At 48.0% G+C, this 23,280-nt stretch carries 17 protein-coding genes and 1 pseudogene; 8 read left to right on the top strand and 10 right to left on the bottom strand.

Annotated elements, in window-relative coordinates; all coding sequences use genetic code 11:
* The first annotated feature begins 1,192 nt into the window (after positions 1–1,192).
* The 5 genes from JOY44_RS27150 to JOY44_RS27170 all read left to right on the top strand — a co-directional run bounded on the left by JOY44_RS27150 (position 1,193) and on the right by JOY44_RS27170 (position 10,604).
* Positions 1,193–3,157, top strand: coding sequence for a hypothetical protein (locus JOY44_RS27150; protein WP_197985781.1), 1,965 nt, complete (start codon positions 1,193–1,195; stop codon positions 3,155–3,157).
* 117 nt (positions 3,158–3,274) lie between these two features.
* Positions 3,275–3,976, top strand: a complete 702-nt coding sequence (locus JOY44_RS27155; protein ID WP_171576612.1) for a hypothetical protein — start codon at positions 3,275–3,277, stop codon at positions 3,974–3,976.
* 213 nt (positions 3,977–4,189) lie between these two features.
* A complete protein-coding gene (gene topA, locus JOY44_RS27160) occupies positions 4,190–6,385 on the top strand; it encodes a type I DNA topoisomerase (RefSeq protein ID WP_171576613.1) in 2,196 nt (731 codons plus the stop codon).
* A 158-nt stretch (positions 6,386–6,543) separates the two neighbouring features.
* Positions 6,544–8,238 (top strand): P-loop NTPase fold protein, encoded by a 1,695-nt coding sequence (locus tag JOY44_RS27165; protein WP_171576614.1) that lies wholly within the window; start codon positions 6,544–6,546, stop codon positions 8,236–8,238.
* A 230-nt stretch (positions 8,239–8,468) separates the two neighbouring features.
* A complete protein-coding gene (locus JOY44_RS27170; RefSeq protein ID WP_171576615.1) occupies positions 8,469–10,604 on the top strand; it encodes an ATP-dependent RecD-like DNA helicase in 2,136 nt (711 codons plus the stop codon).
* Positions 10,605–10,619: 15 nt separating this feature from the next.
* Here the strand turns inward: JOY44_RS27170 and JOY44_RS27175 are convergent.
* A protein-coding gene (locus tag JOY44_RS27175) for an IS630 family transposase (RefSeq protein ID WP_242541910.1) occupies positions 10,620–11,491 on the bottom strand; the annotation gives its coding sequence in 2 pieces (ribosomal slippage) (positions 10,620–11,168 and positions 11,171–11,491; 870 coding nt in all).
* On the opposite strand from JOY44_RS27175, the gene JOY44_RS27180 reads away from it, so the two are divergent.
* Together JOY44_RS27180 and JOY44_RS31845 are read left to right on the top strand one after the other, a co-directional pair.
* Positions 11,490–11,660, top strand: coding sequence for a heavy metal transporter (locus JOY44_RS27180; RefSeq protein WP_171576616.1), 171 nt, complete (start codon positions 11,490–11,492; stop codon positions 11,658–11,660). The genes JOY44_RS27175 and JOY44_RS27180 overlap by 2 nt on opposite strands.
* 586 nt (positions 11,661–12,246) lie before the next feature.
* Positions 12,247–12,789, top strand: coding sequence for a hypothetical protein (locus tag JOY44_RS31845; protein ID WP_242541912.1), 543 nt, complete (start codon positions 12,247–12,249; stop codon positions 12,787–12,789).
* A gap of 100 nt (positions 12,790–12,889) precedes the next feature.
* Here the strand turns inward: JOY44_RS31845 and JOY44_RS27190 are convergent, their stop codons facing one another.
* Positions 12,890–13,423 carry a hypothetical protein gene (locus JOY44_RS27190; RefSeq protein ID WP_171576617.1) on the bottom strand — a complete coding sequence of 178 codons (534 nt, stop codon included), beginning with the start codon at positions 13,421–13,423 and terminating at the stop codon, positions 12,890–12,892.
* A 239-nt stretch (positions 13,424–13,662) separates the two neighbouring features.
* Between JOY44_RS27190 and JOY44_RS27195 the strand changes: the two genes are divergently transcribed.
* The gene (locus JOY44_RS27195; RefSeq protein ID WP_242541914.1) at positions 13,663–14,304 is read left to right on the top strand and encodes a substrate binding domain-containing protein; all 642 of its coding nucleotides are present in this window, start codon (positions 13,663–13,665) and stop codon (positions 14,302–14,304) included.
* Between the two features lie 312 nt (positions 14,305–14,616).
* Here JOY44_RS27195 and JOY44_RS32550 read toward each other — a convergent pair.
* From JOY44_RS32550 to JOY44_RS27235, 8 genes and pseudogenes are all read right to left on the bottom strand, one after another.
* Positions 14,617–15,338: pseudogene (locus JOY44_RS32550) on the bottom strand (IS1 family transposase).
* Between the two features lie 59 nt (positions 15,339–15,397).
* Positions 15,398–16,216, bottom strand: coding sequence for an MIP/aquaporin family protein (locus JOY44_RS27205; protein WP_171576618.1), 819 nt, complete (start codon positions 16,214–16,216; stop codon positions 15,398–15,400).
* On the bottom strand, positions 16,203–18,890 hold the full coding sequence (locus JOY44_RS27210; protein ID WP_171576619.1) for an MGH1-like glycoside hydrolase domain-containing protein: 2,688 nt from the start codon (positions 18,888–18,890) through the stop codon (positions 16,203–16,205). The genes JOY44_RS27205 and JOY44_RS27210 overlap by 14 nt, the downstream gene beginning before the upstream one ends.
* 151 nt (positions 18,891–19,041) lie before the next feature.
* Positions 19,042–19,848, bottom strand: a complete 807-nt coding sequence (locus JOY44_RS27215; protein ID WP_171576620.1) for a glucose 1-dehydrogenase — start codon at positions 19,846–19,848, stop codon at positions 19,042–19,044.
* Between the two features lie 26 nt (positions 19,849–19,874).
* Positions 19,875–20,261: a nuclear transport factor 2 family protein gene (locus JOY44_RS27220; protein WP_171576621.1), complete on the bottom strand. Its 387-nt coding sequence runs from the start codon at positions 20,259–20,261 to the stop codon at positions 19,875–19,877.
* Positions 20,262–20,325: 64 nt separating this feature from the next.
* Positions 20,326–21,897 (bottom strand): GMC oxidoreductase, encoded by a 1,572-nt coding sequence (locus tag JOY44_RS27225; protein ID WP_415881145.1) that lies wholly within the window; start codon positions 21,895–21,897, stop codon positions 20,326–20,328.
* Between the two features lie 352 nt (positions 21,898–22,249).
* The gene (locus tag JOY44_RS27230) at positions 22,250–22,873 is read right to left on the bottom strand and encodes an FMN-dependent NADH-azoreductase (RefSeq protein ID WP_171576623.1); all 624 of its coding nucleotides are present in this window, start codon (positions 22,871–22,873) and stop codon (positions 22,250–22,252) included.
* A gap of 16 nt (positions 22,874–22,889) precedes the next feature.
* Positions 22,890–23,222, bottom strand: a complete 333-nt coding sequence (locus JOY44_RS27235; RefSeq protein ID WP_171576624.1) for a hypothetical protein — start codon at positions 23,220–23,222, stop codon at positions 22,890–22,892.
* Positions 23,223–23,280 lie beyond the last annotated feature (58 nt).

Genomic DNA, 23,280 nt, shown 5'->3' on the forward strand with positions numbered 1-23,280 from the left:
GTGTTGATGTCCTTAGTTTTTCGCCATCGATTGGAGAATAATCAGACGATTTTTGAAACCCTTGTTGGGTGGATGCCCTGAAATTCCATTTTTTATTCTCTGGAAAGTAGTGTCATAAATCTTGCTTGTCATAAGCTAAAATTCTTGCGAAATTCGCTTTCAAACTCCTTTTCTATATAGATTTGAGCATTATGACAAATCTCTCCAAATGCCACCATTAGTTCTCCGTATACCCCCATCAATTAACCCGTATGCTCCCATAAAAGGAATTTGAGATCCTTTCAGGAGAAGGCTTTTGGCGGTTTATGACACTCCGATCAGTCTGATAAGACTGATCCTGCTACAAGCGCAAATTTAGAAAGTTTGTCATAATTCATCCGCAGCCACACTATAGACATCCGTACTAGTGGTAAAACCCTTAAGGGACAGGAGGTTGGAAGAATTCAAAGGCTACTAAATTCAATCTCGTTTTTTCTCTACTGTTAGAGCAGGTCTTCAGTTATCAGCTTTTTGAGAAGGCTTCAAGCGAACATTGGCTATTTATCAAGCTAGCCCAAGTGCCAGATGTAGCTGTTGTTTAATCCGATCTTCAATTTGATCTGGTTCTCTGTGACTCCGCTCTGCAAATGACTAGGACAAAGTATCGTGCATCTTGGTCTGTCCTAAGTTCATGTAAATCATGAAAACAGTTGCACGGAGGTAAGCAGCACCCAACTATCATCTAAGACTTCAACACTGACTAACAACAGAAAACCGGGACAGAGCCTCGCCAAAGCCTCTTAACATCCCGGTTTCCTAGCAGTTTCTGAAACAGGCTTTGGGTTTCAAAACCAAGCTTCAGAATTGGTGGAGTATTTTTGTGCATCTACCATTTAGGATACTACCTCTATCACAATGTGCAAGAGGTAGCAGGATTGATTTATGCAAATTTTCCTGCTGGCTGGCAAAACTATGGGGTTTTACTAATCAGTAGGTTGCTAAATCTCATGCATACAACCTGTTACACCTGCAACCTTTAACGGGTTCCCCCCCTCCTCAGGCTAGAGAAATCGGCAATATTGCTTTGGTCAGAAAGCTAGGACAGCGCATATTAATCAAATGCTCAGCCTGAATAGGCTTTCTGACTCGCCCCCGCCATACTCCATATGGCGGAGGCGAAACTGTCCCGGCTCCACTTATCTAAGGAGCCGCTATGATTCTTGCGAAAACAGTAACCTCCAACCAATTCAAGTATATCCAGGAGTGGGATGACGAGTTTCTCTCGCTCTTTCCCCATCGCTATGACTACATCTGGGCAGAGCACCCCAACCCAAAAAGCAAAGTTGAATGGAAAACTGAGAGCCGCCATCCCCTGAGCGATCGCCTCATCCACCAAGGAGCCTATCTCTACGGCGTTCGCTTCGGTGCCGAAACTCAATATTGCCTGCTAGATATCGATGCTGGCAGCATTTACCACCCCAAGCAAGATCGCTTTGCCATCTCCCGCATCCTCGCGGCCCTTGAACCATTAGGACTTGTTAATGCCGTCACCTGCACCAGTTCCTACAGCGGCGGTCTTCATCTCTACTTCCCTTTTCAAGTCACCCAAAACACCTGGGAACTGGCGATCGTCGTCACGACCCTATTAGAAAATGCTGGATTTCGCCTTGCAGGCGGACAACTAGAACTATTTCCCAATCCCAGACCCTATGCCATGGAAGGGAGCCTCAGCCTCTTCAATGCTCATCGGCTACCTCTGCAAGCAGGATCCTATATCCTCGGCCCCGACTTCCAACCCATCTGGAGTGACCCGAACACTTTTGTTCAACACTGGCAGTTTGCCCAGAAACGCAACATCGTTGAGCGCAAAACTCTACAACGACTGCTCAAACAATTTCAGCGAAGGCAGTATCGCATTTCAGGTAAAGCTGAAAAGTTTGTGAATGACCTGAACGCTGAAATTGAACTGGGCTGGACCGGCGCGGGACAAACCAATCGACTGCTGGGTCGAATTACCCTGCGTGCCTATATCTTCCATCACATCCTTGCGGGTGGTGAACCATTGACAGGACGAACGCTGATTGATCAGATCGTCACTACAGCTCAATTCTTACCCGGCTACGAAGACTGGTGTCAGCATCAGCACGAAATTGAACAACGAGCCGAGGAATGGGCGCGGTGCATTGAAGGCAGTCGCTACTTTCACTATGGGGATGGGAATGGCAAATATAAATCGAAAACTGAAGTCAGCCAGCCAGAACAATCCAGTTGGAATCAACGTCAATCTCAAGCGACGCGAGAGCGGATTCGACAGGCGATCGCGGACTTACTCAACCACAACACCTTACCCAGTCATGCCACCGCCCGGTTTCAAGCACTTACCCAATACAGCATTGGTGGTGCCTCCCTTTATCGCCATCGGGACCTATGGCATCCCAACTACCTGTCACTAGGAGCAATCGCACCTGTGGAAATCCCCCCCGGACCCCCAGCTTCAAACACGGATACCCAGTTAGATGGCGTTGGGGACGCATCTAACTGGCACAATCCTACAAGCTTATTATCAGAGAGTGGCGGTAATGCATTGATAGGTGGGGATTTGAGCGATTGCCTGGGGCAACCGTTACCCTCGGTAGGCGGTAATGCTCAGGTAGATCGAACTTCTAGACGTTCTCAACGGGGAGTGGGGGAGTCAAATGGAAGTGATCCGACTATTCAACTCCCCTTATTTGACCTGCAAACTTGGTTCGATCTGGGTCAGGCGGCGGCTCAATCGGCTGATCAACAGGTAAATCAGATCCGTTTTGAGGCCATGCAGGCAGCACCGATGGCTCGGATGCAACGGTATTTAGAATCGGGTGATCCAATTTTGATGGCGGAGGCGATCGCGTGGGCTGAAATCAATCCAGGTGTGTTGCAGGTGGAGCGCCTGAATCTACCGTTATTCGAGACTTTGGAGTTGGATGACTCGGCGCGGGATCTGTCTGGGGTGCTGGCGGCTATATCGGTGCAGATTCAGCGATTAGGATGGACGCGAGAGCAGGTGGGCGATCGTCTATTGCACCTGTTTGGCAAATGCAGTCAGACACGATTAGATGATATGGAGTTGGCGCTGTGGAATCTTTGGCTAGAGGAGCAATCTGATCCCAGCAGGCATGAACCAGAGATGAATAGATAAAACGAATTACAGGAGCATCGCCTAGTATTAAGAAACGCGACAAAATCATCGACGGCTCTACCATTCCATCCATGAAGCGTAGAATCAATGCAAAATCAATGTCTCAAGAGATTGGCTATGGCGACTTCACCTTCTTATCTACAAGCTTTGCCCAAGGACGAGGCGATCGCGTTGGTCACGTCGTTACAAAAGGTGAAAGAGCATTTGTGTCAAGAACTCCAGTGGATGGATGAGCAGCGACAGCAAAAGACGGTGCAGATTCAGGGAATTGAGACGCTACTATTCGAGGTCACTAACTTGGGATTAGTCACGCTGACTTCTGATGCGATTACAGAAATCGCGTCACCGACCATCAGTGACTCTGATGCTCCACTGAGTACGTCTCCCTCAGACATTTCCTCTACGGTTGAACCACAGATTAATGGGCCAGAACAGGACGACGATCTCAAGACAAAATCTGCCCCCAAGCCCTCTACTGCTAGTATCGCCAGTGCTACTACAGCGAAGCAGACAAAGCCCTCGCCAAAATCAATCGGTAAACAGAGTCAATCGCCATCATCGTCTAATCTGCGGCAGTTTCTCAAGGCTGAGTTTCAAGAGACAACGTTTACAGAGGCGGTTGCCCAAATTTTAGAGGATGCGGACAAGCCGCTGCATCTCGATGATTTACTTGAGCAGATGTATGGCAAGGTATCCGATAAGACTTTTCAACGAGCCAAGGTTTCGCTTGCCAATGTGCTTTCTACAGGGACGGGCAAGGGAAGATGGAAAAGTGCGGGCAAGGGGTTTTATGTAGGCAATACAACTGTCAACGGTTGAATATCAATGTCGGATTGTGCGAACGACTATTCCTTACGGGAAGCAAGCAAAGTCGTGCATTGCCGTTATGCCGAAGGCTTTAGTGAGATCGCGTCTTCAGTTTGAATGTGAGTTGCTGACAGAAGCATTGAGCTATTTTAGAAGGCAGAGCCACTGCACGGATGCCATTTATATAGTTTACTTGTACCATCGAACTGCTGCTGTGGTGCGCTGATGGTAAACCTACTGTTGATCGAAAGTCCGGGCAAATCCAAGAAGCTGAGTCAGATTCTCGGTCCCGGCTGGATCGTCAAAGCCAGCATGGGGCATGTGCGTGAACTGGCAAATGATGGCGAGGATGCCTTGGGCTTTGATTTGCTGGATCAGCGCATTGAGTGTCGCTATACCCCCAGGGATGCCAGAGGCAAGAAGGTGCTGTCAGACCTACGGCAGGCGGTGAAGCAAGCGGATGCAGTCTACATTGCCACTGACCCCGATCGCGAAGGGGAAACCATTGGCTGGCATCTGCAACAGGAATTGCGACTCAAAAATCCGCGTCGGGTAGTTTACAGCGAGATTACGCCTCAAGCGGTTAGAGCGGCGATCGCTCATCCCCGTACTCTCGATCAATCCCTGATTGCCGCTGGACGGGCACGAGATTGTCTCGATAAGCTGGTGGGCTACAAGGGCAGCAAGCATGTCGTGTGGCGGCTCAACATTGGCGCGAAGTCCATGGGGCGGGTGCAAAGTGCCACGCTGCATTTGTTGTGTATTCGAGAAAGAGAAATTCAAGCGTTCAAATCCCAAGATTACTGGAGCGTTTGGGTAGAGTATGGGGAAGGGTTTAAGGCATTTTATCGTGCCAAACTGAATGCGAATTCAGCAGCGATGGTCGAACAACCGGATGATGCAGCGGAGGGAAAGGAAAGTCAGGAATCTGATAAAGTGACCAGTCAGGCAGAGGCAGATCGATTAGTGGCGATCGCCCGTTCTCACCCGCATCAAGTCGTAACTGTCGAAGGTAAGGTTGCCCATCAATCGCCACCTGCACCCTTTATCACCTCCTCATTGCAACAGGCAGCGGGCGCGAAACTGCGCTTCAGTCCTGATAAAACGATGAAGGTGGCACAGGCGCTCTATGAAGCAGGTCACATTACCTACATGCGAACGGATTCAGTGATGTTAGCTGAGCCATTTTGTGTAGCCGTGCGGCAATACCTGGAGCAGCATGATCCAACGAATGTGCCCAGCAAAACGACGCGGCATCGGGCAGTCAAAGGGGCACAGGAAGCGCACGAAGCGATTCGTCCCACGGATGTCAATCAATTACCTACCCAACTGCAAGCCAGTGCAGATGAGACAAAGCTGTATGAGTTGATCTGGAATCGAGCTGTGGCTTCTCAGTGTTGCCCGGTGCGGTTGCGGAAGACGCGAGTCGTGACAAAATCCGGATCGGTGCAGTGGGAAGCAACCGGACAGGTGGTAGAGTTTCCCGGCTATACCCGCTATTGGAATAACTTGAGTGCTGATACTCAATTGCCCATGTTGCAGCAGGGACAGCCGTTGACGCTGAAGCAGGCAGACTCAGAAAAGAAGCAGACTCAACCACCACCACGCTATACGGAACCGAAGCTGGTGCAGTTGATGGAACGCAAGGGCATTGGGCGACCCAGTACCTATGCGCCCACGATCAAGACGCTGAAGGAGCGGGAATACGTGCAGGTGGAGAAAGGCAAACTGCAACCCACATCGTTAGGGATGGCATTAGATGAAGCGTTGGAAAAACTACTGCCGGAGTTGATTCAGCCAGAGTTTACGGCACAAATGGAGTCTGCATTGGACGCGATCGCCCAGGGAAAGCAGGATTGGCAGGGGTATCTAACCGATTGGCACCGCACCTATTTTGCACCAGCGTTGGAGAAGGCGGGTCAACTGCTGAAATCAAATGCGATTCAAAGCGGGAACTCTACGGTTGCGCGATGCACTAAACCTGCCGCTGCGCGATCGCCAAGCTCAACCCAGTCAAAGCCACAGGCAACAGTGACGAAAACTGCCTGTCCCAAGTGTGGGGAGGCGATGAGCAAAGTTCCCTCCAAATCCAAGAAGCTGAAGGCGAATCATTTTCTCAAGTGTGGAGCGGCAGGCTGTGGAGCCGTCATGTTCTGGAATCCGCAGGGAAAACGGTATGAGGTGCCCTACGCTCAGCGCATTCCTGACCCAGAGGCTTTTACGGATGTGCCTTGCCCCGTGTGTGGTGCGTTGTTAGAGCGCTATCGCTACACGAAGGAGGGGAAAGAGAAGGTGATGCTGCGCTGTTCGTTACTGGAACATCGCCGGGAAAAATGTAAGGAGGTGGCGTTTTTTGAGGGACGGGAGGGGTTTTGGTCGCCCAAGTTTGGCACGCTGAAGATTGAGAGTTTGGTGAAATAGAAGGGGCGATCTCACTTTCATGTTCCCTCTGAGATCGCTCTAACGTGTGTCTTGCGCCATTGCTCTCTTCTAGTCGTAGAACAAACTCGGCAACCTCGACTCAGTTTCTCTCTACGCTAACTTTAGTGCATGTCTTTACAATACTTCCCATAAACACTATGACTAATCATAAAAGTACATCCAAGGCTGGTTTAGAGCGCAGAAGAGTAGAAGAAGCGCTTCAAGCGTTCCTAGCCCCAGAGAATGAGGCTAAAGTTTTTGCCCTGAAGGGAGATTGGGGAGTCGGGAAAACGTATCTGGTAAAAACACTCTTGTTGAACAAAAATAAGGAATACCATTATTCCTCTGTTTTCGGTATTTCATCGATTGATGAATTGAAAATTCAATTATGGAGTAACTTTCAACCAATCACTAAGGAAGAAAAAAGTGGATTGTGGGGTAATCAGAAGCCTAGAAAAGGTTTAAGGCATATAAAAGAAATATCAGAGAGTATAGAAAAACTAACAAAAGGCAGTTCACTAGGAGGAATAATCACTTCATCATCAATTTCATTGCTCAGCAATGTAATCATCAACAATACACTTAAAGGGAAATTAATTTGTATAGATGACCTTGAAAGAAGCTCAAAGAAACTACGGTTAGATGAACTATTAGGTTTCGTTGAAAGTCTTACCGAAGAATATAAGTGTAAGATTATACTTATATTCTGTGAAGACAAATTTGATGAGGAAGCAAAAAAGATTTTGAATGAATATAGAGAGAAGGTTATTGATATTGAAGTTAAGCTAGACCCCAGTGTAGAGGAAAATTTTCATCTAGAGTTTGACAAAGATGATCCCGATGAAAAGATTATCTTTAATTATTTAAGAAACGAGTATATTCAGACAAACAATATTCGTGTTCTTAAAAAAATACGATGGGTTTTAGAAAAAATTAGACCTTATATTAAAGATTTTTTACCAATTATTCAAAAGCAAATAATCGAAGAAGCCATTTTTATTTCCCTGGCAAAGTTTGATAAGAAATTTTCTATCGATTTGGATAGATTGCTATCTCTAGACGACTACCAACAGTTACTCGGTAGCGAAAAGGATGAGGATAGAAACCTCTATTTTGCAGCAATGACTCTTGGCTATTCTGGATCCCCAATAAGTGATGAGATCGTTCATCTCGTAGAGACATCAATATGTGATTACAAAAAAATTTCTGAAACAGGTAAGCAGCTTAATGATAGGGAACAACAAAATAGAATTAGAGAAAGACTACAGGAAGTATACGTTTTCTACTCTGAATCCTTCGGATCTTCCGAAACGGAACTCTGTAAAAAAGTAATAGAGTTTCTTGACAATTACTGCCTTTTTATAGAGTTCGGTGAACTTAGAGAACTTGAGAATATTACACAAGCTATTGATTTAGACATGTCTAGTTATAAGAGAACTTGGCTAAAACATCAAGTTGATAGTTCAGATAGCCCTCAGTCATTAAACTATTTACGATCTCTATTTCAAGAGTTTCCTGACTTGATGTCTGAGGTTGAAGAGAAAATTAAGAGCATTGGGGAGACAATGAGTATTACTCAGGTGCTAAGCAAGTCTCTTCAAAATAAATCTGGGTCTGAAATAGAAACTAATTATTTGAATGAGCGTACTCTAGAGGACTATAAAGAATGGCTTTTAGAGAGGGATCCTGATAAATACTCTTTAATCAAACAAGGACTAAAAACGGGTAAAAAATATTCTCAAACTTTGAAGCAAGCTATCATTGAATTAGCTCAGAAAAGCAAGTTGAATGCTATGAGGGCGAAGTACTTATACGACATAGATATTGAAAATAGAGATAATTCTGAGGTGTAGTTGCTGAGGAATCTGCTGTCGTTCAGTTGAAGTAACTCTTGTAATGACATAATACTTGCGTTGTCAGAGACCGCAATTTCTCTCAGCAAACGCGCGATTTAGAGGAGCTGCATCTAGATTTGTCGCCAGGAAATCCTCACTACCACGCAAGTGATGTATGCCCAATAATCGCGATCGCCCCAAGCAGCTATCTTATAATACGTTTGTCCTGAGTAATCAGAGAACGCGAGTTGAATGAGCAACGCCAACAACCAGGAACCCATCAGGCTCCTCCCGTGGAGTCCCTGCAAGGCGTGGTCGAACGGCTCACCTACCACTCCGAAGAATCGGGCTACACCGTCGCTCGTCTGAAAGCACCCCGCACCAGCGAACTTATTACCATCACAGGCAGCTTTGCCACCATCCAGGCAGGACAAACCCTGCAACTGCAAGGCATCTGGAAAGACCATCCCAAGTTCGGTGCCCAGTTTCAGGTGACGCAGTACCGGGAAACCAAACCCGCCACGATCACGGGGATTGAGAAGTACCTGGGCAGCGGCTTGATCAAAGGCGTGGGATACGTCACCGCGAAACGCATCGTTGCTCACTTTGGGCTGGAAACGCTGGACATCATTGAGAACCAGATTGAGCGCCTGGTGGAGGTTCCCGGTATCGCCCACAAGCGGGTGAAGCTGATTCAAACCGCCTGGGGGACGCAAAAAGCAATCAAGGACGTGATGCTGTTTTTGCAGAGTCATGGCGTTTCCACCACCTACGCGGTCAAGATCTATAAGCAGTATGGGGATGAATCGATCGCCACTGTCACCCACAATCCTTACCAACTGGCGACCGATGTCTACGGCATTGGGTTTGTGACTGCCGATGCGATCGCTCGAAATCTTGGCATTGCTCCCAGCTCCCAGTTTCGCTACCGCGCGGGGATTCTGCATGTGCTGGGGGAAGCTTCTGAAGATGGACACTGCTTCTTGCCCCACGATGAGTTAATTGGGCAGGTGGTGAAGCGATTGGATATTGAGGATCACCATCCCAATCCTGACTCTGTAGAGTTTTTGATTCACTTGATGGTGCAAGAGCGGGAGTTGGTCAAAACCGAAACGCCGATCGCTGGACTGGAGCAATTTGGTTACTATGCGCCGCCCTTTTTTGCAGCCGAATACAAGCTGGCGGATCAGTTACAACAGATTTTGAGACAGCCGCTTCAGGTCGATGCACCCCGTGTCCAACAGTGGATTGAGCGGTTTATTGAAAAAACGGGTACGCCGCTTTCTGAGCAACAGTGCCATGCGGTCGAGATGGCAGCGAGCCAGCGAGTACTAATTCTCACAGGGGGACCCGGTTGTGGCAAGACGTTTACCACCCGGACGATTGTGGCACTGTGGAAAGCAATGGGGAAGTCGATTGCGCTTGCATCGCCCACCGGACGGGCAGCCCAGCGGTTGAGCGAGATGACGGGTCAAGAGGCAAAAACGGTGCATCGACTGCTGGAGTTTGACCCCAAAACGATGAAGTTTAAGCGCGATGTAGACAATCCCATCCCGGCTGAGGCGATCGTGGTGGATGAAGCCTCCATGTTGGATCTATTTCTGGCGAACTCGCTGATGAAAGCCGTTTCCCCCGATGCCCAACTGCTACTGGTGGGGGACACCGACCAATTGCCAAGTGTGGGACCGGGATCGGTGTTGCAAGATTTGATTACCTCTGAACAGGTTCCGGTGGTGCGGTTGACTCAGGTGTTCCGACAGGCGCAGGCTAGCCACATTATTCGCAATGCTCATCGCATCAATGCAGGACAGTTCCCGCAGTTGGAGCCAGTCTCGAATGCACCTCAGTCCGATTGTCTGTGGCTCGGTGCACCAGAGCCAGAACACGGAGTCCAGGCTATTCGAGAGCTAATGGGCGACTTGATTCCCCAGCAGGGCTTTGATCCAGCCAGCGATGTGCAGGTGCTGTGTCCCATGACACGGGGAGAGGTCGGCACTCGCAATCTTAATATGGTGTTGCAACAGCTCGTCAATCCACCCAGCTTTAACAAATCTGAGATTATGCGGGCAGGAATGACGCTGCGGGTGGGCGATCGCGTGATTCAAAAGGTCAACGACTACAACCGGGAAGTGTTCAATGGCGACTTGGGCATGATTGCAGCGGTGGATGTGGAAGAACAAGAGGTAGTAGTGCAGTTTGGAGCGCGCTCCGTAAGCTACGATTATGCCGATCTGAACGAAATCACGCTGGCGTGGGCAGTGACAATTCACAAGAGCCAGGGCAGCGAGTATCCGGTGGTGATTCTACCCATCTATATGCAGCACTATCTGATGCTGTCGCGTAATCTGATTTATACCGGGTTAACCCGTGCCAAAAAGCTATAGCAATCGAGCATTTGGTTAGGACAATGCTTTGAAGGCATTATCGACTGCATCCCAAAGGGTTTGAAACTGATTGAGGGTTTTACGTAAGTAGTGCTTCAGCCGCGCCCAAAACTTTTCAATCTTGTTCAAGTCCGGGGAATAGGGTGGCAGAAATAGAACAAGGCACCCAGCTTGCTCAATCTGCTCTCGAATTACCCTCGATTTGTGAAAACTGGCATTGTCCATCACGACCACTTGTCCTGGCTTTAACTGAGCCACGAGAAACTCTTGTACCCAGGTTTCAACTAACACACTGTCGCAATAGCCCTTGAAGGTCATCGGCGCGATCACTTGACGCTCACACCATCGCGCAATCATGCTGATGCGCTCCGTTCGATGCCCTAATTTCAGGGCCTCAAATCGCTTGGATTGCTCACACCATCCATAGGCATAGTCTTCGGTGTCATCCACACCGGCTTCATCCACATAAACAAGTTGCTCCGGAAGGTAGGCTTGCAATTGGGCTAAGCAGACTTGCCGTTGCGCTTCATCCCGTTCCCGATAGCCATAGCTCTTTTTTTTCGAGTGAAACCAATCCGCTTTAAGGCTTTACCCAGGGTGTGGTCACTGATTGGTTGACCCCACTGCTCTGCCATCTCCTTCTGCGTCAAATGTCCATGCTGCTTGGCAAAGACTCGAAATTGCTCCAAATCAGTGATCTTGCCTTGGGGACCACGTGGATAGTGCCGAATAGCACTGGGTGAACCTGTTGCGTCTCGTCGTTTGAGCCACAGGTCAATCGTGTTGCGGCTAATGTTAAACAGTTGGCTGACGTGGCTTTTACGGTGTCCACTAGCAATCGCGTCCAATACTTTTTGGCGCAGGTCCTCGCTGTAAGGAGCAGGCATGGGAATAGCTATCCACTACTTAGGTGTATCTGTATATCCTGTCTTAACTATCCTCTCGATTGCTATAGCAATTGTAGTAGGGCCACAAAAGGCGATCGCCCTTGCAGTCCGGCAGGTTAAGGATCGGCAACGCTACACGTTGCTGGATAAACGGCTGCGGGAGCAATAGGGTTCAAACGGGCAAAGCTATCCTATGCCGCCACGCAACGGCTGAAATCCTTACACAGTAATATTCGCAGAAAATTTTGACTCTCACCAATCGCAAGCTGCATCCAATTGCGATCGTTCACTGAGATCTAATCGGAAGGTTTCATAAGGGTTGACGTGTGCCCAAATCGGAGGAGTCAGTGCTCGCAAATCATTGGTCTACATTTGTTCTACCCACATTTTGTCAGTCAATTCCTGCTGCATCATCAATGTAATCACATAAACCAGGCAAATTTGCAACAAGTGTCATGACAATGCGGCAATTTCCTGATCATCATCGCTGCCCCAATCTAGACAAAGCACAGGTTCTAGAACCGGCGGCTAATTCGAGGAAAAGCACTCATCTGAGTCTCTCATTTCAACACGTCTAGAACATTACCAATATAGGCAGACGTTGGACGTGTCATAGGGGTTAGACTAAGCCGTCTCGGTGACGGGGTGGCTTAGTCTAACCCCATCTTCCCAAAAGTTGTCACGGTGATAGGTTTTACTTGTGTTCTACCCTCAGGGTTGACGATGATGACAGAAGAAAGTGGAAATGCTCCCTTATGGTTAATCGTCAGCTAAAACTACTAAACCACGATGCTGCGTGGTTAATCACTATTCCCAAACGCAGTGAGTTTAGTGAACCAGCTTTTCACTTTGGGGAACGAGTGAAATTTTGCCCTGATAAAGAAGGTGATCGTACTTGGGAAACGGGCAGGATTGTTGGCATGAAAGCTTCCGAGCAGGAGCAATGGATTTATCACATCGAGCTGGATAGCGATAGTCCACTTTACGCTTGTGGCATACAGGAGCTATCTGCAAAACAAAATGAGGTGAGCCTGGTTAAAGATTCTTGTTCCGTCAGAAACCAAGTCCAAGCAACACGAGCATGGTTCCCTACAGCAGAAGCGGCTGCCTTGCTGGGCATCACCAACAATCAACTTCGTAAATTAAGATTAAACGGGCTATTCAAGCAGGGCTTTCATTACAGAGATACTTCCATACCCAACTCTGGGTTACCGCGCTGGCAGTGGCATGTAGAACGATGCACTCAAGCACTAGAATCTCCCTTGGAGAGGCGCAGAGGCTATTACAGTAGAATTTAGTCTGTTCAGGGTAACCCTGCTGACTATGTTTTAGAAAATAACTGTCTTTGTTGGATGTGATGTCACAGAAGAGTCTCAACATTATATTTTTCTGCTTTCACTAACAATCACTGCTTCTATGCCGCCTCCGCCGTGTCGGTGGCCGCAGCAAACTTAGTGGGTCTTCAACCGAATCGACCACTGTTTCCTGGCTCGAAGTAAAATCTAATATCTTTGTGTTCTGCTTTTTTCCTATAGTAAAACTTGAGCTATTAGAAGCTTGATTACTTACAAAAGCTAGCTCTACTGTTTCTTTTAGTTCGACCACTTGAAGAGATAAAGCTTCTACCTCTTTTTTTAGATTGGCAAGACTTTTTTCGATTTTTTTAACAGCTATTGCTTCCTTTGAGGGGGAGGTACTCTCTGAAACAATTACAGAGTTGCTCTTAATTAAGCTTAAGCCATTATCATCAAATTCGGTCTGGCTAGTTTTATTAGGCTCAGTAAGATTTTTTTGATTGCTAACAATTGCTAGTCCGTGTCTCAACAATTGCTCAACCAATTCTTGTTTTTTCATATCTTTGTATTTTGCCATATTCTCAATTTCTAGATTTAGGCTTTCAGGAATACGCGTTCCGAGTTGCACTTTAGTCATAGCATTCACCTAATACATTTTTCTTTGTGAGGTTAACTTGCTAGCAATTTTGAGCCAACGCTAGCAAAAGGGCTATATTTTCAAAGATGAGGGAGTTAACAAATTGAGTAGCTAAGCTAGAAGAGATTTCTGGCAAAGCTATCAAGTGGTTCTAAAGGTGTGCAAATAGGTAGTGAAATTTTAGTGAAATGGGAAAAAAACTCCTGAAAGTACTGAAAATACGTAACCTAAAGAGTTTTTTGGGAACACTGCGCGTTACCGCTTCTGCATCCTTCGGGCTCAAATGTATTGTGCCGCTCTTGTCTGAGTTTGAGCGGCTGTATCCAGATCTCACCATTGATCTCCTACTCACCGATACCGTTGTCGATCTGTTCTCTGAAAGAATTGACGTTGCGGTTCGACTAGGACTCCTCGCAGATTCGACCCTGATTGCTCAACAATTAATGCCAACACACTATTCAGTTTGCGCCAGCTCAGGTTATCTCAAGCGATCGAGACAAATCCAGCACCCCCATGATCTGGAGCACCATAACTGTCTGCTATTTCCACTGGCAGGCTTTCGATCAAGATGGATCTTTAAGAACCGCAAGGGAGAACTGAGCGAAATTCCTGTTTCTGGGCGCACCATGATTTCCAGCGCGATCGCCCTTCAGCAATGTGCGATCGCTGGCATGGGTTTAGCACTGCTTCCTAACTGGTTGATCGACGCAGATCTACAAGCTGGTACTCTCATTGACGTGTTTCCAGACTATGCCGTAACAGCAACGGATTTCAGCACAGCGGCTTGGCTCGTTTATCCTTCTCGTGCCTACGTTCCGCTTAAAGTTCGGATGTTTACTGAGTTCATCAGGAAGTCGATTTCAGATTTGACTAAAACTTGATATGCCAGGCAGAGTCCTCTCATTATTGCCGCAAGCTAACTAGTCGATGAAGCAGACGGTTGAGAGATCTGGGTGTAGTTGCCAAAGCTTTCTGCCACCGCTTATCTTAGTCATTAACAGTAAATCCAACGACCGGATACCGTTGGCGAACTCTGACTAGGATCACACTCCTCTGCTTCAGCTGTAGATTTCCGAATTCTTCTGCACTAATTCTTCAAAGCTATTTAGCACTTTGAGTCAATTTCCCTCGGCTCACCCTGACAAATAGGGTTCATTCCAATTCGTCTGTTGGGTGGTCCTAAAGAGGTAGTGCTACACAGGTAAGGATGCATTGTAGTGATGAACAAAGAACCAAATAGGCACCAATATGGTTCTCTAACTTCTTGGAAAACGATAATGTCTTCCTGACTAAGCGCGACACTTGCTGGCGTAAGGTGCAGTTAAACCGCCTCAATATAGCTAGTTTTGCCACTCTCCTTGCCCACACTGTGATGACGTTTATTAGGAAACACCTGATTGTAAGCTGACCAGAAATCGGTGTAGCAGAGCACACTGTCGATACACCGCTGGCAATGCATCCCATAATCCTTGGGCGCCATCCCGACTCCGCTCACCGACATACACCCCGACAATTTCTCGCGTTTCGACATCTAATGCCAACCAAATCCACTGCTTGTTATCTTTGTTGCCGACAAACGACCACATCTCGTCGCACTGGATGGTTAAGCGTCCCTTTTTTTAGCCCGCACATTCACTTGACGGGGCACGTTCTGATATTTCGCGTTGACATAGCTTTGCAGCCAAGGTTCTGAAACACCTGCTACTCTGGCAATCCCAGCTAAAGGAATCTTCTCTAGCATCAATTTGTCAATCAGAGTTTTAGTGGCCTGATCAATTATTTTGTTTTGGGGGTCTTGAACAAATTGTCTGCCACAGTCGCGGCACTTAAAGTTCTGTTTACCGTTATGGATTTTGCCATTTTTGACTGTATGGGTTGAGTCACAAGCAGGACAGGCAGGCTGAGCAACTGACATAGATTGATGGAGCTAACTTTGTCCTCTCTATCCTTACATCTTTAGGACTACCATCAAGTTTAAGAGTTAAGGAGTTGATCGCTCAGGTCTATCGGCTCCTGATGGTGATAGCTACAGCGAAAAATGCAGCGTTTATGATTCAAGTGATGCAGTTTGGCGCATTTGACGGCTCTATGCCCAAACCAGACTTGGTATAGTGCAGCAGCCGAAAACATGCTGAGGGGTGGCACGAGCACATACAGCCAGAACGCTGTCCAATTTTGCGCTGGTAACGCTGAGGCAAAGCTGCGAGCAGGATTCATGCCAAAGCCCGAAAGGGGTGCTTCAAGAGTGACGTAGAGCATCACCAAACAGCCCGCGAAGATGCCTGTGTAGCGATTGAGCTTTGGGTGGTTACTAGTAAGTAAAACCATCATCATCATCATGAAGGCAATCACCCATTCGCCCAACAAAGCACCCATCCAGCCTAACCAACCGGGCACAGTCACGACATAGCTAACAGGTGGTTGCGTGAACAGGCTACCAAAGAGCAGCGCTACTAAAGAAACGCCAGCTAAGCCACCCAGGCATTGAAACACGACGTAAAAGATAGCATCCTGGCGCTTGATTTTACCGGCACGGTAAAACGTGAGCGTAATGGCTGGATTCATGTGTGCGCCAGACTGTTTGCCCCAGGGAGAATAGATGAGCGCGATCGCCGTTGTTCCCATTGCTACCCCAATCAGAAAGCGACGCAGGTCGCTATTGGCTATCGCCTGATGCACCGGAGAATCGGGATGCTCAAACAGGATGGTAAAGACCCCAGCCGAAACCATGAAAAGTCCAAGCTCCGCGGCTTCCATTAAGTATTCTGGCAAATGCTCTTTAAAGGTTTCCATGCTGACCTCCCGGTGTTTGCCGTTCGACACTTCGATCTTCAACATTCTGTAAAATCATGGCTGCTACGAGTCCTGTCCAGCCCGTTTGATGGTTGGCTCCCAGACCTGTGCCATTGTCACCGTGAAAATATTCATGGAACAGGATGAGATTTTTCCAGTGTGGATCGGTTTGGAAGATCTCCAAATTGCCATAGACAGGACGCTTACCTGATTCATCCGGCTCAAAGATGGCGACTAGGCGATGGGAAAGGTCGATCGCTACCTCTCGCAGCGTCATTACGCGACCAGATCCAGTAGGGCATTCAACTTTGAACGTGTCGCCAAAATACTCGTAGAAGCGCCAAAGAGCTTCAATGATTAGATAGTTCACCGGAAACCAAATAGGTCCACGCCAGTTGGAATTGCCGCCAAATAGACCTGTAGTAGATTCGGCTGGTTCATAACGCACGCAGTAGTCATGATCGCCTTCGTGCAACGTGTAGGGATGCTCTAGATGGACTTTTGAGAGCGCACGAATCCCATGAGGGCTGAGGAACTCACTTTCATCCAACAGACGCTGCAAGACGCGCTTTAGCTTTGATCCATAGACGATCGCCAATAAGCGTCTGGCTCCCAGTCCTGGCGTTTCCATACACGCCACTTTGTTCTTTAGTTCTGGGCGATTGCGGATAAACCATTCCATCCGCCGCTTGAACCCTGGAAATTGATTGAGCGTGTCTAGCTCCAACACCGCCACTGCAAAGAGCGGAATTAATCCAACTATCGATCGCACTTTCAGGGGGAACTGGCGACCATCCGGCAATCGCAACGCATCGTAATAGAAACCATCTCCATCATCCCAAAGTGCAATCTCACCATTGCCAATGCCATCAATCGCAGACGCAATGTAGAGGAAATGTTCAAAAAACTTGCTGGCTATGTCTTCATAGGCATCATCTTCTTTCGCCAGTTCCAACGCGATCGCCAGCATGTTCAAACAATACATCCCCATCCAACTCGTACCATCTGCCTGATTCAGATAGCCGCCCGTCGGTAATTCTTGGCTGCGATCGAACACACCAATGTTATCCAACCCCAAAAAGCCACCTTGAAAGACATTGTTGCCTTCCATATCTTTGCGATTCACCCACCAGGTAAAGTTCAGCAGCAGTTTATGGAAAACTCGTTCAAGGAATTGGCGATCGCTGCGTCCATAAAACTTTTGCTCCATTTGGTAGACGCGTAATGCTGCCCACGCATGAACCGGGGGATTGACATCACTAAACGCCCACTCGTATGCAGGCAGTTGTCCGTTGGGCTGCATGTACCATTCCCGGGTGAGGCGATCGAGCTGCAATTTGGCGAAGTCTGGATCAAGCACTACTAAAGGAATGAGATGGAACGCCAGATCCCAAGCAGCAAACCAGGGATATTCCCACTTGTCGGGCATGGAGAGGATATCTTCACTGAATAAATTGATCCAATCACGGTTGCGTCCAGCCTTCCGTTCTGGCGGTGGCGGCGGTTGGTTGGGATCGCCGTTTAACCAGTCATGCACTACGTAGTTGTAGGACTGCTTACTCCACAGCAGTCCAGCAAACGCCTGTCGCTGAATGTTGCGTTCATCCTCGGACATGGGAAAGGGGCAAAGACGCTGATAGAAGGCATCCGCTTCCTGTTTACGAGTGTAGAAAATGGCATCGAATTCAGCTCCCAGTGGATCGCTGAGGGTTTGTTGATCAGACAAACGCAAGCGAATGGTTTTGGTTTCTCCTGGCGCAAACATTAATGGATAACGAGCCGCAAATTTGGTGCCGATGCGATCAACATTGATGGCGTTCTGCTTGCCATGTACGACATAATCATTGATGCCGTCTTTGACATAAGGTGATGTATTACTAGAACCAAAGAGCCGTTCGTTATTGGTTTCATTGTTGGTAAACAGCAGCTCTGCACCCGGTTCACAGTAGAGCCAGTGAGTACCCAGAGTGGGATGGTCGGCTTCAAGGACGCTCACTGGTGCGTCAGCGACCACTTTGATGAAAGGTGCTTCAGTATCGGGAAGCCAGTCCCACAGGTTGCGGAACCAGAGGGTTGGTAGGAGATGGAGTGTAGCGGTTTCAGCGCCTCGGTTGGCGATCGTCACCTGAATCAAAATATCTTCGGGTGTTGCTTTGGCATATTCCACAAAGACATCAAAATAGCGATTTTCTGCAAAAATGCCCGTATCCAGCAACTCAAATTCGGATTCAAATTTGCTTCTGCGGCGATTTTCTTCTGTCAATTGCGTGTAGGGAAATGCCTGTTGTGGGTACTTATATAGACATTTCATGTAAGAATGCGTGGGCGTATTGTCTAGATAAAAATAGTATTCTTTTACATCTTCGCCATGATTGCCTTCACTGCCTGTCAAACCAAATAACCGCTCTTTCAAAATGGGATCATTGCCATTCCACAGGGCGATCGCAAAGCACAAGCGCTGGCGACTATCCGAAATACCTGCAATGCCATCTTCACCCCAACGATATGCCCGCGATCGTGCCTGATCGTGTGGAAAATAATCCCAGGCAGACCCATACGGGCTGTAGTCTTCTCGCACAGTGCCCCACTGTCGCTCACTTACATACGGTCCCCAACGTTTCCAGTAGGCAGTGCGTTCCCGATCTTGCTGCAATCGATCTTCTTCTGGAGTCATACCTCGCCTCTGCTGTGACTAATCTGGACAACGCATCGATCCATAGCGGCTCTAAATCTGGCTGAAGCATCCAGGACTCAGAATCCAGAATGTTTTCTTATGCTGACTACTGACTCAGTCAATAAACCTCACTTTTTGGAAATCATTTTACCTATTGCTCTTGATAGTTCCAGAGCAAGCCACCATCCACAAAAAACGTTGTGCCTGTGACGTAATCGGCTTCATCGGACGCGAGAAACGCTACCATCGACGCAACATCGACTGGTTTGCCTAAGCGCCCTAATGGAATGTTTTGTAGAAGTGCGCCGAGCTTTTGGGGATCGTTTAAGAGCTTGGTATTGATGGGAGTTTCGATCGCTCCTGGAGCCACATTATTGATATTGATTCCAAGCGGTGCGAGTTCGATCGCCAGGTTGCGCGTCAGCATTTTCAAACCGCCTTTGCTGGCACAGTAAGCCGCAAAGTGAGGAAAGGGCAATTCCTCATGCACTGAGCTAATGTTAATAATTTTGCCAGGACGTTTAGTGTCTCTCAAATACTTCACAAGAGCTTGTGTTGCAAAGAATACACCCTTGAGATTGACGTTTAGTACGGCATCATAATCGGCTTCAGTCACATCCCAGAAATCAGCGTTTTTTTCGATTCCGGCATTATTCACGAGAATATCGAGTTTACCGAAATGGGCAATGCTGTCTGCAACCATGCGCTGCACATCTGCGATCGTACCTAGATCTGCCTGTACAGTCAGACCCTCAACCGTGTCACAGTGTCCCTCGATCATATGACAACGACCGCCACCCGCCGCTTTCACTTTCTCCAGAGTTTCTTCTGCGCCTTGTGGATTAGAGCGGTAATTGATAACCACATCTGCACCGTCTTGAGCCAGGCGAATGGCAATGGCTTGTCCAATACCCTGACTGCTGCCAGTGACCAACGCTACTTTACCGTCGAGTTTCATACTATTCCTCTCACTTACAACATTGACTAAACCATTGCATCCCAGATTGTCTTTGTGTCTGCAAACATTCGGAAACAGGACACCTTACCATCAACAAGATTGTAAAGATGGGCTGCAACGGCACGAAGCGGTTTTTGTGATTGCCGATGACGACCAATATAGACTCCAACAACAATTACAGAAGCCCCCGCATCAAGGTACTGCTCAATGTGAAACGAAAACTCATCCCAACGCTCATCATTGGATTTAAAGACCCCTTCAATTACTGCTTCTGCGCCTCGGTAAATTGCACCGTTTGGAAAACCTTCATTCTGCATCCATTCGAGTCCGGGGGTGCAGATGAGCCGAAAAGCATCGTAATCCTTCTCGTGGAAAGCCCTATATAACTCTCGGACAACTTCAAGATTCGTCATCTATACTTACCACACACATCACTCCCTAAGCTCAAGCGCCACAACTTGCTCACGAGTAAGAGAACTATTTCAAGCGCTCAGCTAAATGGTCACCCACGCGTAGAGCATTTGCAATGATTGTCAGCGTTGGATTCACACCAGAGTTTGATGGGAAAAAACTGCCGTCCACCACGTAAAGATTATCAATGTCATGGGTGCGGCAATTGAGATCAAGCACCGATGTTGTGGGGTCTTCGCCAAAGCGGCAGGTGCCGCACTGATGCCCCACAACCTGAATGCCTGTGTTGTTGCGTGGGTAAATGCCGTGGTGCAGACGCACATTCTCGGCACTTTTATCGATCGCTTTTAATACCTCCGTCCAACGGTGAATCAGGCGATCGCGAGCTTCGGTATTATTGGATGTGTAGTCTAAATGCAGCTTGTCCCCCTCGACCCGCACCCGATTGTTGGGATCAGGTAAATCCTCCGTTTGCAACCACCATCCCGTCGAGTGGTTCGCAATTTGCTGCAAGCCAAAACCGGGTACTAATTTTGCCAGTGGAGCTAGTAAGGGTGGCGCTTCGGCTGGGATCATGTCTCCAAGAACGTTACCCGTGTTCTGCACTTCGCCCATTGGGTAAGGAAAATCTGGTTCTCCCCAGTAGAAATCGTTTATGCAGATGGTTTTTTGATATATATCAGGATTGGGAGTGATACTGAGTTGTACCATTGCGGTCGTTAGGTGTTTCATCAAGTTGCGCCCAACCTGATCAGACTGATTTGCGAGTCCAGTGGGATGTTGATCGGTTGCTGATCGCAACAGCAGCGCTGCCGAATTAATAGCACCACAGGCAACGACTACAATAGCGCCCCGAAACAGGTGCGTCTCCCCATCAATCTCGGTTTCTACCCCTGTAATCTCTCGACCCGATGCGCTCGTATGTAGCCGCAACACCTTCGCTTTGGTCTTCAGTGTCACGTTGGGAAATTTCAGCGCTGGTTCAATTCCATTCACCTCTCCATCTGCCTTCGCATGCACCAAACAGGGAAACCCATCACACGTGTCACAGCGAATACAGGTGCTGAGGGTGCGATCAACTTCATTGAGCTTTAGTCCCAGTGGCAGATGGAAGGGGTGTAAGCCTTGCTTGGCGATCTCCTCGGCAAGCTGCTGCATTCGCGGCTCATGGCTAATGGGAGGATAAGCATACTCGCTGCTGCGCAGTGGTTCAGTCGGATCTTCACCTTGTTTGCCATGTACATCGTAAAGTGCCTCTCCTTGGGCGTAGTAAGGCTCAAAGTCGGCGTATTTGAGTGACCAGGCAGGCGAAATGCCGTCGCGATGTTCAACCGCTTCAAAATCTCGCTCTCGTAAGCGTAATAGAGCGGCACCATACACTTTGGTGTTGCCACCCACCCAGTAGCTCATTTGAGGGCGAAAGGCTTTTCCAGTGCTGTCATACCAATGATCTTTGGTGTGGTAGCGTTCTTTGACATAAACGTCAGTCGCACTCCAGTTTGCCTTTTCTTTGGGCAAGTAAGTACCCCGCTCCAGAATCAGAATTTTCTTGCCAGTTGGAGCCAGTTTGTATGCCAACGTGCCGCCACCGGCACCCGTACCAATAATAATCAGGTCATAGGATTGCTCATCACTGATCACGGTCGCTCTCCTTTTGGGTTTTTGCTTACTGATTTTTACTTGCTGATGCAGGCAAAAGGACTCTCTCAGCCACCAACGCTGCGACGTCTTAGCCCATTTGCTTCTTTATTAAGCCTGAGTAAAGTTGCACTAACAAACATATCAACAGGTTCTGAGTAATGGATGAGTTTTACCTTTGTATAAGGGGCAGATGTAGGTAAGCAGATTATTTGGCGCAGTTAACAAAGGATTGGTGCAATCTCTAGAACCTTTGCTCCTTGTGTCCATGATCGCAGCGCCTGCCCTCACCGTTAAGCTGCTAGTTAACAATGGTGTGATCAATTGCATCATGGTTATATGCCACTGGAGCTTACCAGGTCGTGACAAGATGCTGAATTGCGTCTTTTGCTGCTGCAAGAGACTGCTGACGGGCATCCTCACCCGAAGCCAGTTGATCCGCGTGGATAAAGGTGATGTTGTTAATACCAATCATGCCAAAGATGGCGCGGAGGTAGGGTTCCTGAAAGTCAAAGGCGGCATAGGGTGTACCTGCGGGATAAGTGCCGCCACGAGTGGTGATCACCAGCATTTTCTTATGCATCAGCAAGCCGTCATACCCACCTTGAGCATTCACGACAAAGGTTCGACCCACTCGAACGATTTGATCAATGAATGCTTTGAGATTCGAGGGCACGTTGAAGTTGTACATCGGCACACCTAAAACGTAGTGGTCTGCCGATATAAGCTCATTAATCAATGCATCAGATACTTTCAATGCGGCATTCAATTCTGGGGATCGGGCATCAGGTGGACTGAATGCGGCAGCGATCCACGGTTCATCCACAGGCGGAATCAGAGAATGTCCTAAATCGCGGTAGGTCACTGCATCTTCAGGAAAAGCAGTTTGCCACGCTGCAACAAATTCTTTGGTCAATTGACGAGAAATCGATCGTTCGCCGCGTGGACTGGAGTCGAGATGTAGAAGATGAGCCATGGAACAGAATCTCCAATTATTGAACGGATGCACTACGTAATTTTGGGCAGCATAATAGCCTCATACTGGCAGAGCAGTGGGGGTATCGTTTGTCCTCTCCCTGAGTTGCCACCGTGATGACAACCGGAAAAGCATCAATCTTAATCTCAACAGTCTGACCGGGCTGCCTCCTCCCTAATTGAGTTTCTTTAAAGTTTGCTACAACCCTGGGTTGCTGAGTTTTTACTGCCATGGGCGTTTGGCTGGACTGCACCCGTTGTTCGACCTGCACGGCTTTATTACCAATAGTCCCTGCGGTTGGTGCGGCAATGATGGTATGGGACAACTGGAGTTGGGCATTGTTCGCCATCAATCAATGTTTGTAAGACTGAACGCTATAGTGCCAATTTGGTAATCAATCAGCAACA

Source organism: Leptolyngbya sp. Cla-17, assembly GCF_016807185.1.
Classification (GTDB): domain Bacteria; phylum Cyanobacteriota; class Cyanobacteriia; order Leptolyngbyales; family Leptolyngbyaceae; genus ULC077BIN1.